Origin of the sequence: Bifidobacterium sp., assembly GCF_022640935.1 — a bacterium.
GTDB lineage: Bacteria > Actinomycetota > Actinomycetes > Actinomycetales > Bifidobacteriaceae > Bifidobacterium.
This window is the reverse complement of the sequence record NZ_JALCCV010000024.1, coordinates 1-18,202: the sequence shown is the minus strand read 5'-3', so window position 1 is coordinate 18,202 and position 18,202 is coordinate 1. Positions and strand designations below refer to the sequence as shown.

The 18,202-nt window shown below is 61.4% G+C and carries 15 protein-coding genes, 1 tRNA gene and 1 pseudogene; 7 read left to right on the top strand and 10 right to left on the bottom strand.

From position 1 onward, the window contains the following. Positions 1-44: 44 nt before the first annotated feature. Both LKG04_RS06645 and LKG04_RS06640 read right to left on the bottom strand, forming a co-directional pair. A complete protein-coding gene (locus tag LKG04_RS06645) occupies positions 45-914 on the bottom strand; it encodes an ABC transporter ATP-binding protein (RefSeq protein ID WP_291762152.1) in 870 nt (289 codons plus the stop codon). A gap of 223 nt (positions 915-1,137) precedes the next feature. After that, positions 1,138-2,454, bottom strand: coding sequence for an O-acetylhomoserine aminocarboxypropyltransferase/cysteine synthase family protein (locus LKG04_RS06640; protein WP_291762138.1), 1,317 nt, complete (start codon positions 2,452-2,454; stop codon positions 1,138-1,140). A 377-nt stretch (positions 2,455-2,831) separates the two neighbouring features. Between LKG04_RS06640 and LKG04_RS06635 the strand changes: the two genes are divergently transcribed. From LKG04_RS06635 to LKG04_RS06620, 4 genes are all read left to right on the top strand, one after another. After that, a complete protein-coding gene (locus LKG04_RS06635) occupies positions 2,832-3,707 on the top strand; it encodes a pyridoxamine kinase (RefSeq protein WP_291762136.1) in 876 nt (291 codons plus the stop codon). Positions 3,708-4,215: 508 nt separating this feature from the next. Continuing rightward, positions 4,216-4,611: a YraN family protein gene (locus LKG04_RS06630; RefSeq protein ID WP_434734862.1), complete on the top strand. Its 396-nt coding sequence runs from the start codon at positions 4,216-4,218 to the stop codon at positions 4,609-4,611. Continuing rightward, a complete protein-coding gene (locus LKG04_RS06625) occupies positions 4,611-6,143 on the top strand; it encodes a YifB family Mg chelatase-like AAA ATPase (protein WP_291762133.1) in 1,533 nt (510 codons plus the stop codon). Before LKG04_RS06630 ends, LKG04_RS06625 begins: the two co-directional genes overlap by 1 nt. Further along, positions 6,140-7,591 carry a DNA-processing protein DprA gene (locus LKG04_RS06620; protein ID WP_291762131.1) on the top strand — a complete coding sequence of 484 codons (1,452 nt, stop codon included), beginning with the start codon at positions 6,140-6,142 and terminating at the stop codon, positions 7,589-7,591. Before LKG04_RS06625 ends, LKG04_RS06620 begins: the two co-directional genes overlap by 4 nt. 14 nt (positions 7,592-7,605) lie before the next feature. Here the strand turns inward: LKG04_RS06620 and LKG04_RS06615 are convergent, their stop codons facing one another. Next, the gene (locus tag LKG04_RS06615; protein ID WP_291762129.1) at positions 7,606-7,950 is read right to left on the bottom strand and encodes an MGMT family protein; all 345 of its coding nucleotides are present in this window, start codon (positions 7,948-7,950) and stop codon (positions 7,606-7,608) included. Between the two features lie 120 nt (positions 7,951-8,070). Here LKG04_RS06615 and LKG04_RS06610 point away from each other — a divergent pair, with 120 nt between their 5' ends. The 3 genes from LKG04_RS06610 (at position 8,071) to LKG04_RS06600 (ending at position 12,339) form a co-directional block, all read left to right on the top strand. After that, on the top strand, positions 8,071-10,029 hold the full coding sequence (locus LKG04_RS06610) for an FAD-binding protein (protein ID WP_291762127.1): 1,959 nt from the start codon (positions 8,071-8,073) through the stop codon (positions 10,027-10,029). Positions 10,030-10,322: 293 nt separating this feature from the next. Next, on the top strand, positions 10,323-11,294 hold the full coding sequence (locus LKG04_RS06605; RefSeq protein ID WP_291762125.1) for a succinate dehydrogenase/fumarate reductase iron-sulfur subunit: 972 nt from the start codon (positions 10,323-10,325) through the stop codon (positions 11,292-11,294). Between the two features lie 370 nt (positions 11,295-11,664). Beyond that, positions 11,665-12,339: an O-methyltransferase gene (locus tag LKG04_RS06600; protein WP_291762123.1), complete on the top strand. Its 675-nt coding sequence runs from the start codon at positions 11,665-11,667 to the stop codon at positions 12,337-12,339. Between the two features lie 534 nt (positions 12,340-12,873). Here LKG04_RS06600 and LKG04_RS06595 read toward each other — a convergent pair. The 7 genes and pseudogenes from LKG04_RS06595 to LKG04_RS06565 form a co-directional block, all read right to left on the bottom strand. Further along, the gene (locus LKG04_RS06595) at positions 12,874-13,626 is read right to left on the bottom strand and encodes a TIGR00730 family Rossman fold protein (RefSeq protein WP_291762181.1); all 753 of its coding nucleotides are present in this window, start codon (positions 13,624-13,626) and stop codon (positions 12,874-12,876) included. Between the two features lie 455 nt (positions 13,627-14,081). Continuing rightward, positions 14,082-14,495, bottom strand: a complete 414-nt coding sequence (locus LKG04_RS06590; protein ID WP_291762121.1) for an iron chaperone — start codon at positions 14,493-14,495, stop codon at positions 14,082-14,084. A gap of 184 nt (positions 14,496-14,679) precedes the next feature. Next, positions 14,680-15,915 (bottom strand): annotated as a pseudogene (locus LKG04_RS06585) (Na+/H+ antiporter NhaA); the annotation flags it as partial. Positions 15,916-16,081: 166 nt separating this feature from the next. Next, positions 16,082-16,155 (bottom strand) — tRNA-Arg (locus tag LKG04_RS06580). A 603-nt stretch (positions 16,156-16,758) separates the two neighbouring features. Continuing rightward, on the bottom strand, positions 16,759-17,058 hold the full coding sequence (locus LKG04_RS06575) for a gamma-glutamyltransferase (protein WP_291762115.1): 300 nt from the start codon (positions 17,056-17,058) through the stop codon (positions 16,759-16,761). 42 nt (positions 17,059-17,100) lie between these two features. Continuing rightward, positions 17,101-17,397 carry a gamma-glutamyltransferase gene (locus LKG04_RS06570; protein WP_291762113.1) on the bottom strand — a complete coding sequence of 99 codons (297 nt, stop codon included), beginning with the start codon at positions 17,395-17,397 and terminating at the stop codon, positions 17,101-17,103. A 442-nt stretch (positions 17,398-17,839) separates the two neighbouring features. Beyond that, positions 17,840-18,016: a hypothetical protein gene (locus LKG04_RS06565; protein ID WP_291762111.1), complete on the bottom strand. Its 177-nt coding sequence runs from the start codon at positions 18,014-18,016 to the stop codon at positions 17,840-17,842. Positions 18,017-18,202: the final 186 nt, after the last annotated feature.

The following is an 18,202-nucleotide window of genomic DNA, read 5'->3' as shown; positions in this document are numbered from 1 at the left end:
TTCGGCGGATTCAATGAATTCGGCGTTCATGGCGCGGCGCAGCCTCATTGCGGTTGCCGGGTTGCGCTACGGACACGCTGCGCGAAAGACGCGCTGCCGTCAGCAGCCGGAGTCGGCGACTGAGGACTGTCGGCCATCAGCTGAGTAATGCTCGGCGTCGCAGTGGCCCGCGTAGCGCGCTCGCGTTCCTCCATGAGCAGCCCGCTCATGCGTTCGGCGGAAGGATTGGCCTCATCGGCCACGATGCGTCCGTCGGCGAAGACGATAGCGCGATCGGCGTAGGATGCGGCGATCGCATCGTGCGTGACCATGATGATGGTCTGCCCGAGCTCCTTGACCGATTGCTTGAGAAAACTCAGGACTTCGGCGCTGGAGACCGAATCGAGGTTGCCGGTCGGCTCGTCGGCGAAAACAACCGAAGGCTTCGTGATGAGAGCACGGGCGATGGCGACGCGCTGCTGCTGGCCGCCGGACAGTTCGTTCGGCCGGTGGTTCAGACGGCTTTCGAGTCCCAGCGTCTTGACCAGCAGCTGGAACCAAGCGCGATCTGATTTCTCCCCGGCCAAGGTCAATGGCATGAGGATATTCTGTTCGGCGCTGAACATCGGCAGCAGGTTGAAGCTTTGGAAGATGAATCCGATGCGGTGCCGGCGCAGCAGGGTCAGCTGATTGTCGTTCATCGCGGTCAGATCGGCACCGCCGAAGATGATCCTGCCGCCGCTTGCCGAATCAAGGCCGGCCAAGATATGCATCAGTGTGGATTTGCCGGATCCGGAGGGGCCCATGATTGCGGTGAAATGACCTTGCTCGAAGCTGACATTCACACCTCGCAGCGCGTGGACGGCGTTTTCGCCGCGTCCATAGTCTTTGATCAGATCGATGGTTTCGATGGCCACCGGATTGTTGTTTGTCATCGCGTAGGTCTCCTTCTCTTTCGCTGTCGTGAGTCGTCGTTCGGAACTCCGTGTTATTGACACTGCCGTTCGTAACATCGCTTACGCTACACATGCGAATGGCGTGGCGTCATCATGCGCAAGACCGAAAAAGCCGGGTGCTTTCCTCATCCTTTCGAATGAGGAAAGCACCCGGCTTCTGGTTCGGGCTTTTTGATTGCGCCCGAGGATGTAAGCTACAGTGTCATTTCGCCAACCCGGATTCGCGCAGCGCCTCGAAGCCGCCCTTCAGATCTTCGATGATGTCTTCGATGTTCTCGGTGCCGATCGACAGCCGGATCGTGCCCGCGTGGATGCCCTGATCCTCTAGCTCCTCGGGGCTTTCCTGCGAGTGCGTGGTCGAAGCCGGATGAATCACGAGGCTTTTCACGTCTGCCACGTTGGCGAGCAGGCTGAACAGGTGCAGGTTGTTGATGAAGACGCGCGCCGCGTCCTTGCCGCCCTTGATCTCGAAGGTGAAGATCGAGCCTGCGCCATTCGGGAAGTACTTGAGGTAGAGCTCGTGATCGCGCCTGCCTTCGATGCTGGGGTGCGAGATCGACTCGACCTCCGGTACGGTCTGCAGATACTTGACAACCTTGAGCGCGTTCTCGACGTGGCGCTCGACTCGCAGCGACAGCGTCTCGGTGCCCTGCAGCAGCAGGAAGGCCGCGAAGGGGCTGATCGTCGCGCCAGTGTCGCGCAGCAGGATCGCGCGGATGCGGGTGACATAGGCCGCGCCGCCCAACGCCTCGTAGAAGTTGAGGCCGTGATAGGAGGGGTCCGGCTCGGTGAGCGTCGGGAACTTGCCCGGCACCTCGGCCCAGTTGAATGTGCCGCCTTCGACGACCACGCCGCCCAAAGTCGTGCCATGGCCGCCGATGAACTTCGTGGCGGATTCCACGACGACGTCCGCGCCATGCTCGAGCGGACGGAAGAGGTATGGAGTGGCGAAGGTGTTGTCGACGATCACGGGCAGATGATGGCGGTGCGCTATCTCGGCGATCGCCTCGAAGTCGGGCAGGTCGGCGTTCGGGTTGCCGAAGGTCTCGAAGTAGACGAGCTTGGTGTTCTCCTGGATGGCGTCTTCGAAGTTCTGCGGGACCTCCGGATCGACGAAGGTGGTGGTGATGCCGTCACGCGGCAGGGTGTGGCGGAAGAGGTTGTAGGTGCCGCCGTAGATGTTCTTCGAGGAGACCAGATGATCGCCGGACTGCGTGATGTTGCGCACCGCATATTCGACCGCAGCGGCGCCGGAAGCTACGGCCAAGCCAGCGGTGCCGCCTTCGAGCGCCGCGATGCGGTCCTCGAATATGCCCTGCGTGGTGTTGGTCAGACGGCCGTAGATATTACCTGGATCAGCCAGACCGAAGCGCGCCTCGGCATGATCGAAATCATGGAACACGTAGCTTGTGGTCGCGTAGATCGGCACCGCGCGCGAATCGGTCACGGCGTCGGCCTCCTCTTGGCCGACGTGCAGCTGCAGGGTCTCGAAACGGTACTGGTGGTTGTTCTCGCTCATGGCATCCTCTTTTGGTGGTTGGTGGGTTGGTTATTGCAGAACGTTGGCCCGCTTCGCCGGGGCGCTATGGGCGCCTGGCGAGGCGATAATCCGAGGGTACGGCACGCGACGGCACGAATTCAAGCTGGACGTTATCGGTGTTCCCTATAACCGATTAGCAAACGTTGCGATGAGCGGTCTTGCTGCGGAAAAACACTTCCGCCAAGCGCACTGCGGGATAATGCGGAACCATCCGACACGCCGTGCACGAGCGAGCGGGAGCGCCTCGTAGCCTAGCACCGCTAGGGTCTAAAATCGTATATGGCGAATCCTGCGGCAATGCCCGGCCTGAATGTTTTCCCCGGTCAGTGCCGCAGTGCGTGACGGAAAGGCTTTTCATGGCTCAGGATGTGACATTGTTCGAACGCGACCCGCGCTACATTCCGCGCGTAGCAGCGGTGCATGACATGTGCGGATACGGCAAGTGCTCGCTGACCGCGGCAATTCCGATCCTGTCGGCGGCCGGCTGCGACGTCTGCCCGGTGCCGACCGCCCTGTTCTCGGCCCACACCAAATATAAGGTGTTCACTTTCCATGACACCACGGAGATTCTGAGCGGATATCTTGACGCGTGGCGGCAGGAGGATGTCGATCTCGACGGCGTCTACAGCGGCTTCCTCGGCTCTGCCGAGCAGGTGGCCATCATTCAGCGGCTGTACCGCGAATATCCCAAGGCGCTGCGCCTGGTCGACCCGGTGATGGGCGACGGCGGGCAAATGTACCCCACCTATACCGAGGAGCTGTGCAAGGCCACAGCCCAGCTGGCAGACGACGCTGATGTGCTGATGCCGAATCTGACCGAGGCCAGCTTGCTCACCGGCCGCGCGTACGCCGGGCAGGACCTCGATGATGCGCAGGTGAGCGACGCGCTGCAGGCACTGCTTGATCTCGGCGCCAAGAACGTCGTGCTCAAAGGCATCGACCGCGGCGACGGCATCATGCGCAACTACGTCGCGAGCGCTGCGACCGGCGTCGCGGCCCGGCGCGAGCTGACACATGAGAAGCTGCCCTTCATGATCCACGGCACCGGCGACGCCTTCGCCTCGGCGCTGTGCGGGGCCGTGCTAGCCGGGCGCACGCTTGAAGAGTCGGCACGGATCGCCGGCGAATTCGTCCGCCATGCGATGCAGAGCACACGCAACCAGCCGCATTACGAGGATCGCGGCGTGAGCTTCGAACTCAATTTGGGCGAGCTGACTTCGCTCGTGAGGTGAATCATCCGGGCGAGGCGTGAGTCGCCCCTGTACCGAACCGGTCGAACCAGGATGCCGTTGCCGCCCAGTCGGTCGGCTGCAGCCTTGGGCATGGTCCGCCACGGCTGAAGGCGCGGCGAATAGTTGCGATAACCGTGTTGCACGGGTGTTTTTATGCCAAACAGCCCTTGGATTGGCCTGCGCACAGCGGCTCCATGCGGTGCATTGGAAATGTGGATAACCCAATTGCACCCACATTTTATCCACAACACGCCAGAATCGTACCCTTCGACCACATGACCCGTACCCGCTGTGCTCCGCGGGCGTTTTCTGGTCAACTGGTCATATGAACACACCACGTATCAGTACACAACCTGTCGGCACACAACTTAGCGACACACGGCTGCGCAGAGGCACCCGATCGCCGGTCGAAACATCCTGCCGCAACGCAGGAGCCCTCGTCAATGAACCGCAAACCACCGTTGTGCCTCGTGACGTTGATTCCCCGGCCCTTGCGGCAGCGAGCGCGCTGCAAGACCTGTCAGGCCGATTACGCGACCCGTCGCTTGCGCCAGCGCAGTTCGGCCTCTTAGGCGAAGAGTACGCCGCAGCTTGGCTGGCCAGACGAGGCTGGTCGCCGCTCTCGCGCAACTGGCACACGCGCTATGGCGAACTGGATCTCGTCATGCTCGACCCGAATCGCACGATCGTCTTCGTCGAGGTGAAAACTCGCCGCACCACGCGATATGGAAGTCCGCAGGAAGCGGTAACAGTGCGCAAACGGCTGCGGTTGCGCCGGGCAGGCGTGCAATGGCTGCTTGATCCGAGGCATCGCATCACGCATAATGGCGTGCGCTTCGATGTCATCAGCATTCTGCTTGACGCCTCCGGACCGACCGTAAACTATATTCCCGAGGCGTTCTGATGGCTATCGGCGGCGCTTTATCAGTCGGCTTGATCGGGCTGAAGGCCTTCATCATCCAGATCCAGTCCTTCATCTCGCCCGGCTTGCCGTACTTCTCCATCATCGGGCTTCCTGACGCTTCGCTGAGCGAAGCCCGCGAGCGCGTGAAATCGGCTTGTCAGGCGAGCGGTTTCTCATGGCCGCAAACGCGGGTCACCGTCAATCTTTCGCCTGCATCGCTGCCCAAGCGTGGCTCTTCGCACGATCTGGCGATAGCAGCCAGCGTGTTGGGCGCGGCGGGCGCGATCGACACCGAAACCTTGGTCGATACCGTCGCGCTGGGCGAGGTCAATCTCGATGGCACTGTGCTGGGAATCAACGGGCTGCTGCCGATCATGCTGCATGCCAAGCAGCGCGGCCTGAGGCGCATCATCATACCGCGCGCCAACGAGGACGAAGCCAGGCTCGTGGGCGGGCTGGACGCGATCTGTATCCGGCATGTCGGTGAGCTCATCGAGATGATGGGCGGGCATGCGAAGTACCAGCTTGCCCCTGAGCGCCGGGATGAGGCACGCAACACGGCAGGTGACGGCCAAGCGCCTGCGCAGCCGCAGGACATGAGCGAAGTAGTTGGCCAGGAGCACACCAAATGGGTGTTGCAGGTGGCGGCGGCAGGAGGCCATCATGTGCTGATGACCGGGCCGCCGGGAGCGGGCAAGACCATGCTCGCATCGCGCCTGCCTGGCATCATGAGTCCGCTCGATGAAGCGGAGCAGCTCGAAGTCGCCTCCATCCGCTCACTGTGCGGGACTTTAGCCACCCACGGCATCAGTACTATACCGCCATTCGAGGCGCCTCATCATACCGCGTCGAACGCGGCGCTGGTCGGCGGAGGATCGGGAGTCGCGCAGCCCGGGGCCATCACCCGAGCGCACCGCGGCGTCCTGTTCATGGACGAGGCACCCGAATTCTCCCCGCGTGCGCTGCAGACCTTGCGCGAGCCGCTGGAATCGGGATATGTGGCGCTGTCCCGCGCCAAAGGAACGACGTATTATCCGGCACGGTTCCAACTGGTTATGGCGGCGAACCCCTGCCCGTGCGGATTCGGATACGGCGACGGCGAACGCTGCACTTGCCGGGAAAAGGATCGGGTGCGCTATTTTTCGCGACTTTCGGGGCCGATTCTCGACCGCATCGACATCCAAGTGGAAGTGCCGCCCGTAGAATGCATCACCGGACGACGTGCAGCGCGGAATCCATGCAGCAGGGATATACGGCTGGCAGTGTCCAAAGCGCGCGCGGCGGCACGGGAGCGCTTCCGGGAGCAGCATTGGGGCTGCAATGCCCAAGCCGGAGGCGCGTGGCTGCGCGAAAACACTTCGCGCGCCGCCGTGGAACTGGTCAATCAGGCCTTGAAACGCCGGCGGCTGAGCTTGCGAGGCGCCGACCGCGCGATGCGGCTGGCGTGGACGCTCGCCGATCTCGAAGGCAAGGAGTCTCCTGGCAAACCCGAGATGATGCAAGGCATCGCGCTACGTACGAGGGTGTCATGAACGGCCAGACTGCGATCATGCCGCCGGATGCCGAAACACTCGCCCGCGCCACGCTCACCTTCTGCCTTGATGGTGCAGACGCCTTGATGTTTGCCCTGCTCAAAGGAGCACAAAGCGCACAGGCAGTGGTGGCGCTACTGCGCGACTCCGTAAGCGGCATGGCGCAATCGAGTCTGTCAAAAACCAGCCTGTCGAAAACCGGCATGCATGCGAGGCGCGAGCTGGAATCCATATTCTCCACCGGCATCGTGCGGTGGGGCCGCAGCGTGGATCGGCGAGGCATGCAGACTTTCCACCGCGCTTTGGACCGATGGCTCAGCCGTTTCACGCAATTGCCGGGGCGCGACCCACAGCTGCTGTCCGACTGGTTCACCATGAACGGCAGCCAATGGATTATCGCGCCGCACAGCGAGTATTGGCCTGGTCAGCTGGCTGATTTATCCACACGCAAGGATTGGGCGGCGCCGCTGTGCCTGTGGGGCTACGGCGCGCCGTCAAGCCTCGTGGCCTGTCCTAAGCCGATAGCCATCGTGGGCTCACGCGGCGTGAGCGAATACGGGCGAGGCGTCGCACATGACATAGCACTGCAGGCCGCAGCTGATGGCCATGTCGTCATCTCGGGCGGCGCATTCGGCGCAGACGCTGCTGCGCATTGGGGCGCGCTCGAAGCAACGCGACACGACAATGTCGGCGCTGGCGCCACAGTCGCCGTGTTCGCTGGCGGACTGAACCATATCGGCCCGCAACGCAACGAGCGCCTGTTCGAGGCCATCGTCGCCAACGGAGGCGCGCTCATCAGCGAGCTCTGCCCCGGCACAGTGCCCGAAGCCCGGCGCTTCCTGCTGCGCAACCGGATCATTGCAGCGCTGTCCTCGACGCTTGTCGTGGCTCAGGCCCGAGCCCGATCCGGCGCGCTCAACACCGCCACCTGGGCGGCGGATCTGGGCCGCGAGGTCTATGCGGTCCCCGGCGACATTGATTCGCCCGGCAACGCCGGCTGCAACGCGCTCATCCGCGACGGCAAAGCCATTATCCTGTGCTCGACCCGCCATATTGACGAAATCTGCCATAAGCGGCATGGGCCTTTCAACCCAGAAGCGCAAACAATGCGAAAAGAACAGACCGAGCCGGTTATGCCGCCGGATTCACGAACCGACGCCGAACCCATGATGAATGAGGAGCAGCGCCGATACGAAGCCATATGCACTGCCATACGATGCTGCCGCCGCCGAAAATTGGCTGCCAACCCTGAGGCGATACACTCCATGCTCACCGGCGGCACGGCCTTCGCGCAACTGGCCGAAACGCTTGGCGAAATGGAGCTGCTGGGGATAATCGAGTTCGATCACGGCGTGATCCGCATCATACGACAATCGAGCAGTGATCCCAGGAGCGCCTCCAGCGACAACCATCCCCGCAGCGCCTTAACAGCGGAGGAGGCCCAATGATGACCGAACCCGCCTCACTCCTGCCACTGGCAGCGCTTCAGATCAACCAGCCAGCCATCCTCGCCGGCATTGGCATGGCTTTTCACCGGCGGAAGAAAGGACACGCCCTCGTCCTCCAGCAGCACGCGCTGCCGTTCAGGGCCGCCGAAGGCGAATCCGGGGGCGAGCGAGCCATCCCGGAACACCACGCGATGGCAGGGAACAACGCCAGGCTCCGGATTGGAATGCAGAGCGTAGCCGACAATGCGGGCGTTACGGGCGTTGCCAGCCAAAGCCGCGACTTGGCCATAGGTTGCCACCTTGCCCATCGGAATGCGGCGGACGACATCGTAGACACGGCTGCTGAAGGATTCGTTCATGCCCCCATTATCGGCCATCGTCTCGAAAACGCAGTGCAAGCCCACTCCCGACATGGCAAACGCTCCCGGGCGCGCGGCAGACCGAGGGCGCGAGTCCTGCCATGTGCAAGAATCGTGGGTATGAGTCCGGAACATGTGGAGACAATGTACGACACGATCATCGTGGGTGCCGGAGCGGCCGGGCTGTCGGCTGCCTTAGGCCTGCTACGCTCGCCTGCGATGCAAACGGCACGGGAGAACGGCACGGAACCGAAGATTCTGGTGATCTCCAAGCTGCAGCCGCTGCGTTCGCACACCGGGTCAGCCGAAGGCGGCATCGCAGCAAGCTTGGGCAACGTCGAACATGATGACTGGCATTGGCATTATTATGACACCGTCAAAGGCGGCGATTGGCTCGTCGACCAAGACGCCGCGCAGGTGCTGGCGCAGTACGCGCCCGAAACCGTCATCAATTTGGAACGCTCCGGAGCCGCATTCTCCCGGACTGCGGACGGGCATATCGCGCAACGCCGCTTCGGCGGCCATACCGCCGATTTCGGCCATGCGCCGATCAGACGCGCCGCATATTCAGCTGATCGCGTCGGCCATCAGATTTTATTCGCGCTATGGCAGCAGTGCGTGGCGAAGGGCGTCGAATTCGCTGAGGAATGGGTCGTCACCGACCTTGTTCTGAACGCATCGAAAGACATGGTGCGAGGCGTCGTCGCCTTCGACACGCATGTCGGCGCCGTGCACGCGTTGCATGCCCGCGCCGTCCTGCTCGCCACCGGCGGCGCGGGAAGGCTGTTCCACACCACATCGAATTCCTGGGACCTGACCGGCGACGGCATGGCACTGGCACTCGAGGCCGGGTTGCAGCTGGAGGATATGGAGTTCATCCAATTCCACCCCACCGGCCTCGCCCACAGCGGCATCTTGCTCTCCGAGGCGGCACGCTCCGAAGGCGGCGTGCTGCGCAATGCCGCAGGCGAAGCCTTCATGCGGCGGTATGCCCCGGAACATGGCGATCTGGCCGCGCGCGACGTCGTCAGCCGGGCCATCTTGGACCAAGTCGACCAAGGTCTCGGCGTGCCGGATCCGAAGAATCCCGACGGCCCACGCGACTGCGTATGGCTCGACATGACCGGCATCCCGGCTGAACGCATGCGGCAAAGCCTTCCGCAGGTGCTCGAAACCATTCACACCTATGCCGCTCTCGATCCCAGTAAGGATTACGTGCCGGTCAAGCCGACCGCACATTACACGATGGGCGGCATCCCCATCAGCCTTGACGGCGAAGTGTATCGCTGGCATGACGGCGCACGCAGCATCGTCCAAGGGCTCTACGCGGCCGGGGAATGCTCCTGCGTCAGCGTGCACGGGGCCAACCGTCTGGGAGGCAATTCGCTGCTCGACGCCTGCCTGTTCGGCAACCGTGCCGGAGCCGCCATCGCAGGAAGAATCCTGCGGCCGATCGCCAAGGGATGCGCTGCCGCGGACGGCACCGACGAAGATCCGGTTCCGCTGGTCGCCGAACGTCGCAGCGCCGATCTGCAGCAGCTCCTGTCACAGGATTCCGGGCACACTGCGCAATCCCAGGCTGGTCTCGACTATGGGCGCAGCGCCGATGCCGGGAAGGTCAACGAAGCCCACGCCAATGGCGTCACAGCATATGACGATTCGGGCGGCTCAGACGCTGATACCGGCGACAACCCCTACGAACTGATGTCAGAACTTGGCGAAGCCATGGAGCGCGCTGTCGCCGTGCGGTGCGATGCGCGCAGCATCGAAACGGCACGCGAATGGCTATACGATGTGGCGCTACCACGCGCCCAGGCACTGCGAAGCCATACGCCGGTTGCGATGTTCAATCAGGAGCTCACCGCGATTTGGGAGGCACGACATTTGACGATGCTCGCCGATGCCATGCTGCGCGCAACGGACGCACGGCACGAGTCGCGCGGATCCTTATACCGCACCGATTTCGCCACGCGCGACGACGAACATTATCTCGCCCACTCCATGACCGCGACCGACTCGGCGGTACGTTGGCAGCCTGTGCATATCCTTGACATGCCGCCGCAGGCACGAACCTATTAAATGCATCCCATTAAATGCGTCGAGCCGTCAAACAGACAACCAAGTCGCGTTGCTGATAATGAGGCGAGCAGCCTCGAAGATTCCGCGGGACGATGTCCGGAGGAGATGTCAGCCACGGACAAAAGGATGCGAGAGGCTGCGCCTCGCGCTGTCGATCCGCAAAAGCAGAACCGCGGAAACACGCCGTTCCTGACCCATCATAGACCATGTGCAAAATAGAAACCCGTGCAGCGCCGGCGCCCTGACCGACCCACATGGCAAACTGGTGGCAAAAGGTCAGGAAAGGCGGGCGCATGGACGGCACAGGCAGCGCTACAGTGACGGTCACCATACAGGTGAACCGTTTCACACCGCGTCCCGAACGCCCGAACCGTCATTTCGACAGCCCTTTTCGAAAAGCCGCATCGCCTTTCGGCTCAACCCGCAAACATCCGCGCGGGAGGCAGTGGCGGCAGGAATACACTCTGCGCGCCCACCCGCATGACACGGTGCTGGACTGTCTGCTCACCATCAAACGCACGCTCGACCCGACGCTGGCGTTCCGCTATTCCTGCGCCCACGGCATGTGCGGTTCGGACGCGGCCGCAGTCAATGGCACACCGACGCTGCTGTGTACGGCGAAAGTATGCGATTACGCGAAACAAGGCAGGCCGGGCGACGGCTTCCGCCGCACTGCAGCGGCGGATAATCCTGCGTCCGGCACGCGATCTCTCGCCAGGCTGGACAGCGGAAACGCGGATGCGTCTCGGGACGCAGCCGCATCGGCTACGCCAGCCGCAGACATGCCGGATCTCGGCGTCATCGAGCTTGCGCCGCTGCCGGGATTTCCTGTGCAACGCGACCTGATTGCCGACATCGATCCGATGCTCGAACAGATCAAACGCCTTCAGCCTTACTTGCAGGCCGATGGCGTGCTCGCCACCACCCATGAGGGCAAGGTCGATGTCTTGGAATACCTGCAAAAGCCTGAGCAACTGGCCAAATACGAGCTGTTGAGCAATTGTATCGCGTGTGGCTTGTGCGAAGGCAGTTGCCCGGTGTTCGCCGGCGGCGAGGCGTTCATCGGTCCTGCGGCGCTGGTCGTCGCCTCGCGCTTCATCAACGATTCGCGCGATGACGCTGCGCGGCAGCGACTTGACGCGATCGACACCGTCGATGGCATCGCCGCCTGCCAGTCGGTGCGTGCATGCAGTCGTCCGTGCCCGCGCGGCATCGATGTCGGCGAGGAGATGTGGCAGCTCACCACCGCCGTGCGCGAGCGCTGAAACGCCAAAGCGGCATCGCGGCAGAGCGCAGCCCAACACCCTGGCCTTGGAGATGCCGGCTGGGATCCTGCCAGAATACCTAAAATTTAGTATCTGGGTTATGTGGGGGCGCCGATCCCATAGCACCCCCAAGTAGTGCCGGATGTCAATGGCGGTTCTGGGCCGTCTGATACTCGACGCCCCGCGGAATGGCATCTCACATAACGCAGATAGCTTACTGACATGCAATCAGCCCTTCGACGGCTTGTTATGCGCGGCGTGCCGGGATCATGCGCCGCGCATGCGGCACATCGGCATGAAGAATCATCAATCGGCGGTTTTCGCCATATTCGGAGCGTATGGCGCTCACAAACCGGTAAAGTAGGGAATCATGGATAAGACATCGTACACTAATCTGGCGAAAATGTGGGAACTTGCCGAGGATCGCGCGTTCACTCGCCAATCCGATGATGCGCAGACCGTGCGCCGTCGCGCTGAAGAGGCTGGTTCGCCTCAAGGCACGGCGCAGCAGGCCGAGCTGCTGGGATTGCTCGTGCGGCTCGTCGGCGCCACGTCGGTGATCGCGCTCGGCACTGGCTCCGTCGTGGAAACGCTGCAGCTGGTCGACGGGCTCGCAGGGCGTGGACAGCTGACAGCGGTCGATTCTTCGGCACAGGGCATCGGCTTGATCCGGTCGCTGTTCACGAAGCTCGATGATGCGACGCAAACCACCCTGCGCGCCGTGAATGCCGCTGCCGAGGTGTTCCTGCCACGTTTGAACGCCGGAACCTATCAGTTCATCGCCGTGTGCGGCGAGACCGAGAATTATGCCGCCGCTTTCGAACAGGCCCCCCGACTGCTCGGCGAGCGCGGCGTGATCGTTTTCACCGATGTCATGGCGCTGCAAATCCCCAAGTCCAAAGGCGGCGTGCTCAACCCTGCTGACCGCAGCGATAAGGCGGTCGCCATGCGCACCCTGCTCGACGATGTGCAATCCGATGAACGCTTCACTTCCGTGTTCGTGCCTGTCGGCACCGGCGCGCTCATCGCGCTCAAGAATAGCTAAAGACGATAATCGGCCACAACCGATCATGGCTTATTACGGCCTGTTACCGGCATTCGTTCAAGCCGATGATCACCGAGCAGCCGCTACTTTTCATGTTTTGCCATGCAGGGCGTGGCTGGATTCCCGTAGCCGGTGCACGCACTACTCGCAATGGTCCGTCAATGGGCTGTATCGACGTTATTGGTGGCAGATTTCAGGTGCCGCACAGATGCTTGGCCTTATTGGCGGCACTCTTCTCCTGACGCTTCGGGCATTGCCGCCGTCAAACGGCAGTTTTGTGCGCCATCCATTCGGAGCCAGGGTGAATCGGCACCACGCATAAGCCAGATAGACGTATGCGGGATGACCAACCTGCACCGCATAAGCCATATACACACCGCAATGAAGAGACGCAACGCAACGTGGAAAAACCACGTTCGCAGCCTCATATTCATGTTCGTGTCCTATTCCATTCATCAGTCGCCAGCAAACCAGTAACGGACGTCGGAAACCGCGGCCCCGCGGCCTTCCCAGCAGCCTTGCAGTCCGACTGTCCTACCGCACGATTCCGCTGACCGCGACGTGCACCGCTTCGTCAGGATCGTCGGTGAACGCCACCAGCTCGGGATCGAGCGGCGAAATGAATCCACGGTTCTGCACGTTCGAGTCCAACCAGTCGAACAGCCCGTGCCAATATGCCGTGTCGAAGAGCACGATCGGAATCGACTTGACCTTATGCGTCTGCACGAGGGTGAGCAGCTCGAAAAGCTCGTCCAATGTGCCGAAGCCGCCGGGGCAGACGATGACGCCTGAGGAATATTTCACGAACATCGTCTTGCGCACGAAGAAATAGCGGAAGCTGATGCCGATATTCGCCCACTGGTTGATGCCCTGCTCATGCGGCAGCTCGATACCGAGCCCCACTGATTTGCCGCCCTCGCTCGACGCCCCGCGATTGGCCGCCTCCATGATTCCCGGCCCCCCGCCGGTGATGACGGCGATTCCCCGCTTGGCGATCGACGCTCCCATCTGCACCGCAGTCCGATAGTCTGGTTCGCTCTCCTTGCTCCGAGCCGACCCGAACACGCTCACCGCTGGGCCCAATTCAGCCAGTGCGCCGAACCCATCGACGAATTCGGCCTGGATGCGCAGCACACGCCACGGATCCATGTGCAGCCAATCGGTGGGCTGTTCCTCCCTGAGCAGATTGGCCGTCGTGTTGTCGTGCGGGACCATCGAGCCGCGCAACAGCACCGGGCCGCGCCGGTAACTCTCCCCCAGCGGCGAGCGCTCGCCGCCGCCTTCCATGCCGCTGACAGCATTGCTGCCGTTACCGGTAAATTCGGCATCAGGATCGTGCAAGTAATTTCCGTTCCCGAGTTGCCCCTTCGCCGACCGTGTGTTTTCATTGTGCCCATTGGCGGGCTGGCCATCAATTGACTGCCTGTTTTCGAATGTCGCCTTGTCTTCAGCCATACCTTCTCCTCACACCATGTGTTCAATCCTTAGCTATGCGATATGTTCAAGGGTAGCGTCGATCAGCGATTGCGGCCGGGGTCTGGCGCCACGTGAGAACACGGCATGGGCCACTGCTGGTGCCTTTCACGCGTCAATCTCTGGAAATCGTGGCAACGATTGCAAAAACGGCACATCCTGCGACATTCTGTCTGACGTTTCGCCTGAACCGTCAATCCGAGCCTGCCGGGATTACCGAACAGTCGGCATCCCGTCAAACATCGGAGCGTCAGCATCCTGCGGCGATATCATCGCGGGCCCATGATGTGTTCGATCTCTTGCAAGCGTGCCTCGATAAGACGCTCGAGCAGGCCGGATGGCAACGGCGTGTCGTTGGGCAACTGGATGGCGCCCTTCGTCGTCGGAATGCCGGCGCTGCGCAGCGCGCCTCTCACCGCGTCAAGTGACGTGCCGCTATAAGGGTAAACGCCTACATGCTTCGCCGTCGCCACGACTGAGATCGACGCTTTGCCGCGCACGACAAGTGCCGGCATTCCGTAGGAACGACCTTCCGCGGCCGATGGCACGAGCGCCCGCACATCACGGTACAGCCCGGCGACCGTCTCGGCGCGGGGATCGCCACCGGCCACGAGCTGCTCGATATAATCCGCGACTGCCGCCGCGTCGCCGCGAACGTCGGCCGGATCAGGATGATTCAACATGTCATCAGTTTATCCTGTACGTCATGATCCGGCGGCCGCTTCCGTCATGAACGAAACGCGTCAATGTAAGGGCTGGCGAGTTTACACATCCTGTCCGCCATCTGCACAGGCACGCCTGTCAAAGCCATGACCCAGCGGATTACTGGCCCGGATCCGTAGCCGCATCGCCAGTTGGAATCATACGTTCATATCGTTTCGACTGACGATGCAGCAGAATGCCGGATATTGCTGCGGAAAGCAGCGAGGCGAGCAGAATGCCGATCCTGCTTTCGGCGGCCATGCCCGCGTCGGCGTACGCCAGCGAGGCGATCAGGAAGGACACGGTGAATCCAATGCCGCAGGCGCAGGACATGGGGAACAGATCGCGCACGCGCAGCCCTTCCGGCAGATCCAGCCGGGCGAGATGCGTGCAGATCCACGATGTGGTCATGATGCCAAACGGCTTGCCGATGACCAGCGCGACGATAATGCCCATGACGATCGGCGAAGCAAACAGCGCTGGCGTGAAGGCATCCCAATGCATGCCAGTGGAGAACATCGCGAATATCGGCAGCGCTACAAGCGCGGATAAAGGCTGCAGCCGGTCGCGGTAGCGCGCCGCGCGCGGAGTCATTTCACCATGCCGCTCAGTCGCCGGCGTGAGCAAACCGACCAGCACACCCGCCAACGTAGGATGTACCCCGGCTTCAAACATCATGACCCAGGCTGCAATCCCCACTAGGCCGACGGCAAGCCACGGCACGCGCCGACGCCGCACCAGCAGCGTCCAAAAGAACGCGCACAAGGCAAGCCCTGCGAACCAATACCACTGATTGAGACGCGAGAAGAACACGGCGATGACTATGATGCCGAGCAGATCGTCGACGGTGGCGAGCGTCATCAGGAACGCGCGTATCGAGTTGGGCAATGCCTTGGCGAACAGGGACAGCACTGCCAATGAGAACGCTATATCGGTTGCGGTGGGAATAGCCCAGCCTTGGGCGACGGCATCGAATCCGGCCGCGGCAGCGCCCATATCTTCTGTGCCATCCCCCAGCTGAGCCGAAGACGCCGCCCGAGCAACCGACAGGAACAGCGCCGGAGGAATCAGCATGCCGCCCACAGCCGACAGCATCGGCACGGCGGCGGTTCGCGGGTTCGACAGCGTTCCCGTGGTCAGCTCCTGCTTGAGATCAAGCCCCACCACCAGAAAGAATATGGTCAGCAACCCGTCCTGCGCCCAGCTGCCGACTGGCAGATCGATGTTGGTCGCCGGAATGCCGACATGGGTGTGCGCGACAAGCGCGAAGACATCGGCCGTGAGCGGCAGATTCGCGAGCAAGATGCCCAGCAGCGCGCACCCGAGCATGATCAGCCCCGAAGCCCTGTCTGATGCCGCCAATCGCCCGACCGCAGTCGATGCCCCGTCTCTTCCCATCATGTCCTTACTGTGGTCGACAGCCTGCTCGCCCCAAGCAGCACATCCGATGGCGTCAACGATGCGGATGCCACGGTTTTGTACGAGCGGTCCGTGTGCCCGATGAGTACCGGTTTATGAAAGATGCGGAAACCAACAGTCTTAAACCATTGGAATTCCGCCATTCCTGTGCGCCCGGCAGGATTCGAACCTGTAACCTTCTGATCCGTAGTCAGATGCTCTAATCCATTGGGCTACGGGCGCATGTTGTCACAAGGCTTCGCTTTCTTGGCCTTGTTTTGGCAACTTGTATAAGATACCGCATCTGACCGAGCGGGGCAAGTGCGGCGTGTCGAGCATGTTGCTGATTGGACGCGTCTAATAGCAACTATGTGCTTCGCCGCGGAATACTCATGTTGCGAACATGAAAGGATTACATGCCGAACGGGCAATCTGCAAGGATTTCTTACTGGTCCGGCAAAGCTGCCTCTTCTCCGGCACCGATAGCCTTGCGACCTCGCGCGACGAGGCCGAAGAGCAACTGCTGCCCAGAAACCACCAGTGAAGCCGATAGCCCTGTCTTTTGCGAATCACAAATCATCGAGTCGGTCACGGTATTCCTCTTTCCTTGGCTCCCGGGCAGCGCAGACCCAAATAGCCAGTGCCAGACAGCACAGCCATGGGCAGTCCCGTTCCAAACACCGTAGTCGCACGCGATCAGCCACAGCAAAGCCCCCGAGCAAGCCGCGCGCAACGCTTCCGATAGCCAAAAGCACGCCCGCAGTCCCGTTCAACGGGTCGCATCAGGGGACCATGTCAACAATTCATATCAATACCCGCCGCCGATGCCATGCAGTATATCCGAAATTATATGCAGGCGTTGTTACTGTCGGCGCGCGATTCGGTGCCGCCGATGAAAACGCCATTATCGTTGCGCATGATCACCTGCCCGCGCCCGAACTCAGCGCCTTCCATGTTGATCGCTACGTGGTGCACGCGGTGGCGGAAAGGGCCATGCATGATGTCGGAGCCCAGATCCGGTTCCATCCGCACAGCGTTGCCCTTGTCCCATTTCCAGCGCGGGGCGTCCAACGCCAGCTGCGGGTTGAGAACGAAATCGATATAGTGTTCATGGCGACCTGCGCATGGCCCTGCGGCTGCATGCATCCGCCTATCGCGCCGAAAGGCCCACGGGCTTGCCGTCTTTCATCAGGAAGCCGGGGATGATCGCGCGATAGCTGCGTTTGTCTGGCGCACACGCGCCGCCCGCGCAGGATCGAGCGAGCATTCGGCGCCGTACTCCGACGACAAGTAGCGTTCCACGTCCATGTCGCGCCCATTGGGATCGGTCATGAATTCGAAAGCATCGGCGAAGGCTATCTTGACGGCCTCGATCTGCCGATGGCAGGTTTCGACGCCTTCCTTGCGTTTGAAATCGAAGTTGGAGCGGATGTCGAGCGCCATGAGCGCAACGATGCCCTGGCCGTTGGAAGTTGTGCGGATCATCGGCCTGCATATCCTTCGCCGCCTCGCCGTAGAGCTTGGCGCGGGTCTTGCCGTCGGTCGTGGCCGGCGCCTCCCTGATTCGCGATATTGATATGGGTGCCTTGGAAACCGAGGGACGAAACGGACACCATGCTGATGCTCCTGTCGCTCTTCAATGCCCTCGTGCTGCTTGTCGTTCTCTTCCTTTCGACCATGTGGCTTAGCGACCTTGCTGTTCAATGAACGCCGGGGAGGAATCGTTCGGGATGCACCGTCAATACGTCGTAAAGCCATTGGATGCGACAGTTCGTCGCCGCGGTTAGTCGATATCGTATGCAATCCCGAGTGTTGAAAACGTCACTATCGTCTTGTCGGCAAGCTCAAGAAAGAAGCCTGCGCGTCACGGTCGCCGAGCGGACTCATGCCGTTAGCACAAAAGATATATGACATCTATATGACGTCGTTACTTGCTTTTCTTCTCTTTCTGCTGCTTTTTTGTGCGTCCTTCTTTGCTGCGCTGCTTATTCACGGTCGCCGCTGCTATCTCTTCGGCCCGGTCGTTGCTGCGGCCTTGGTCAAGCTCGCTGTCTTTCACATGCTTATATTGTTTTTCATCTTTCTTATTCCATGCTTTCGGCATTGAAATCTCCTATCGATGCGTGGATAACGTCCGGTTTCTTGCGCAGTTTTGAGGTTGTGGGAGCGTAGCCCGTCCTGTGTGTACGATTTTCAATCGCTGAATATGAAAACCGATTGGAAAGCAGGTGCGGGCTATGCCCAAGCACATTTTACAGGTGGATCAACCCTTGTTCGAGACCGAGCTGGA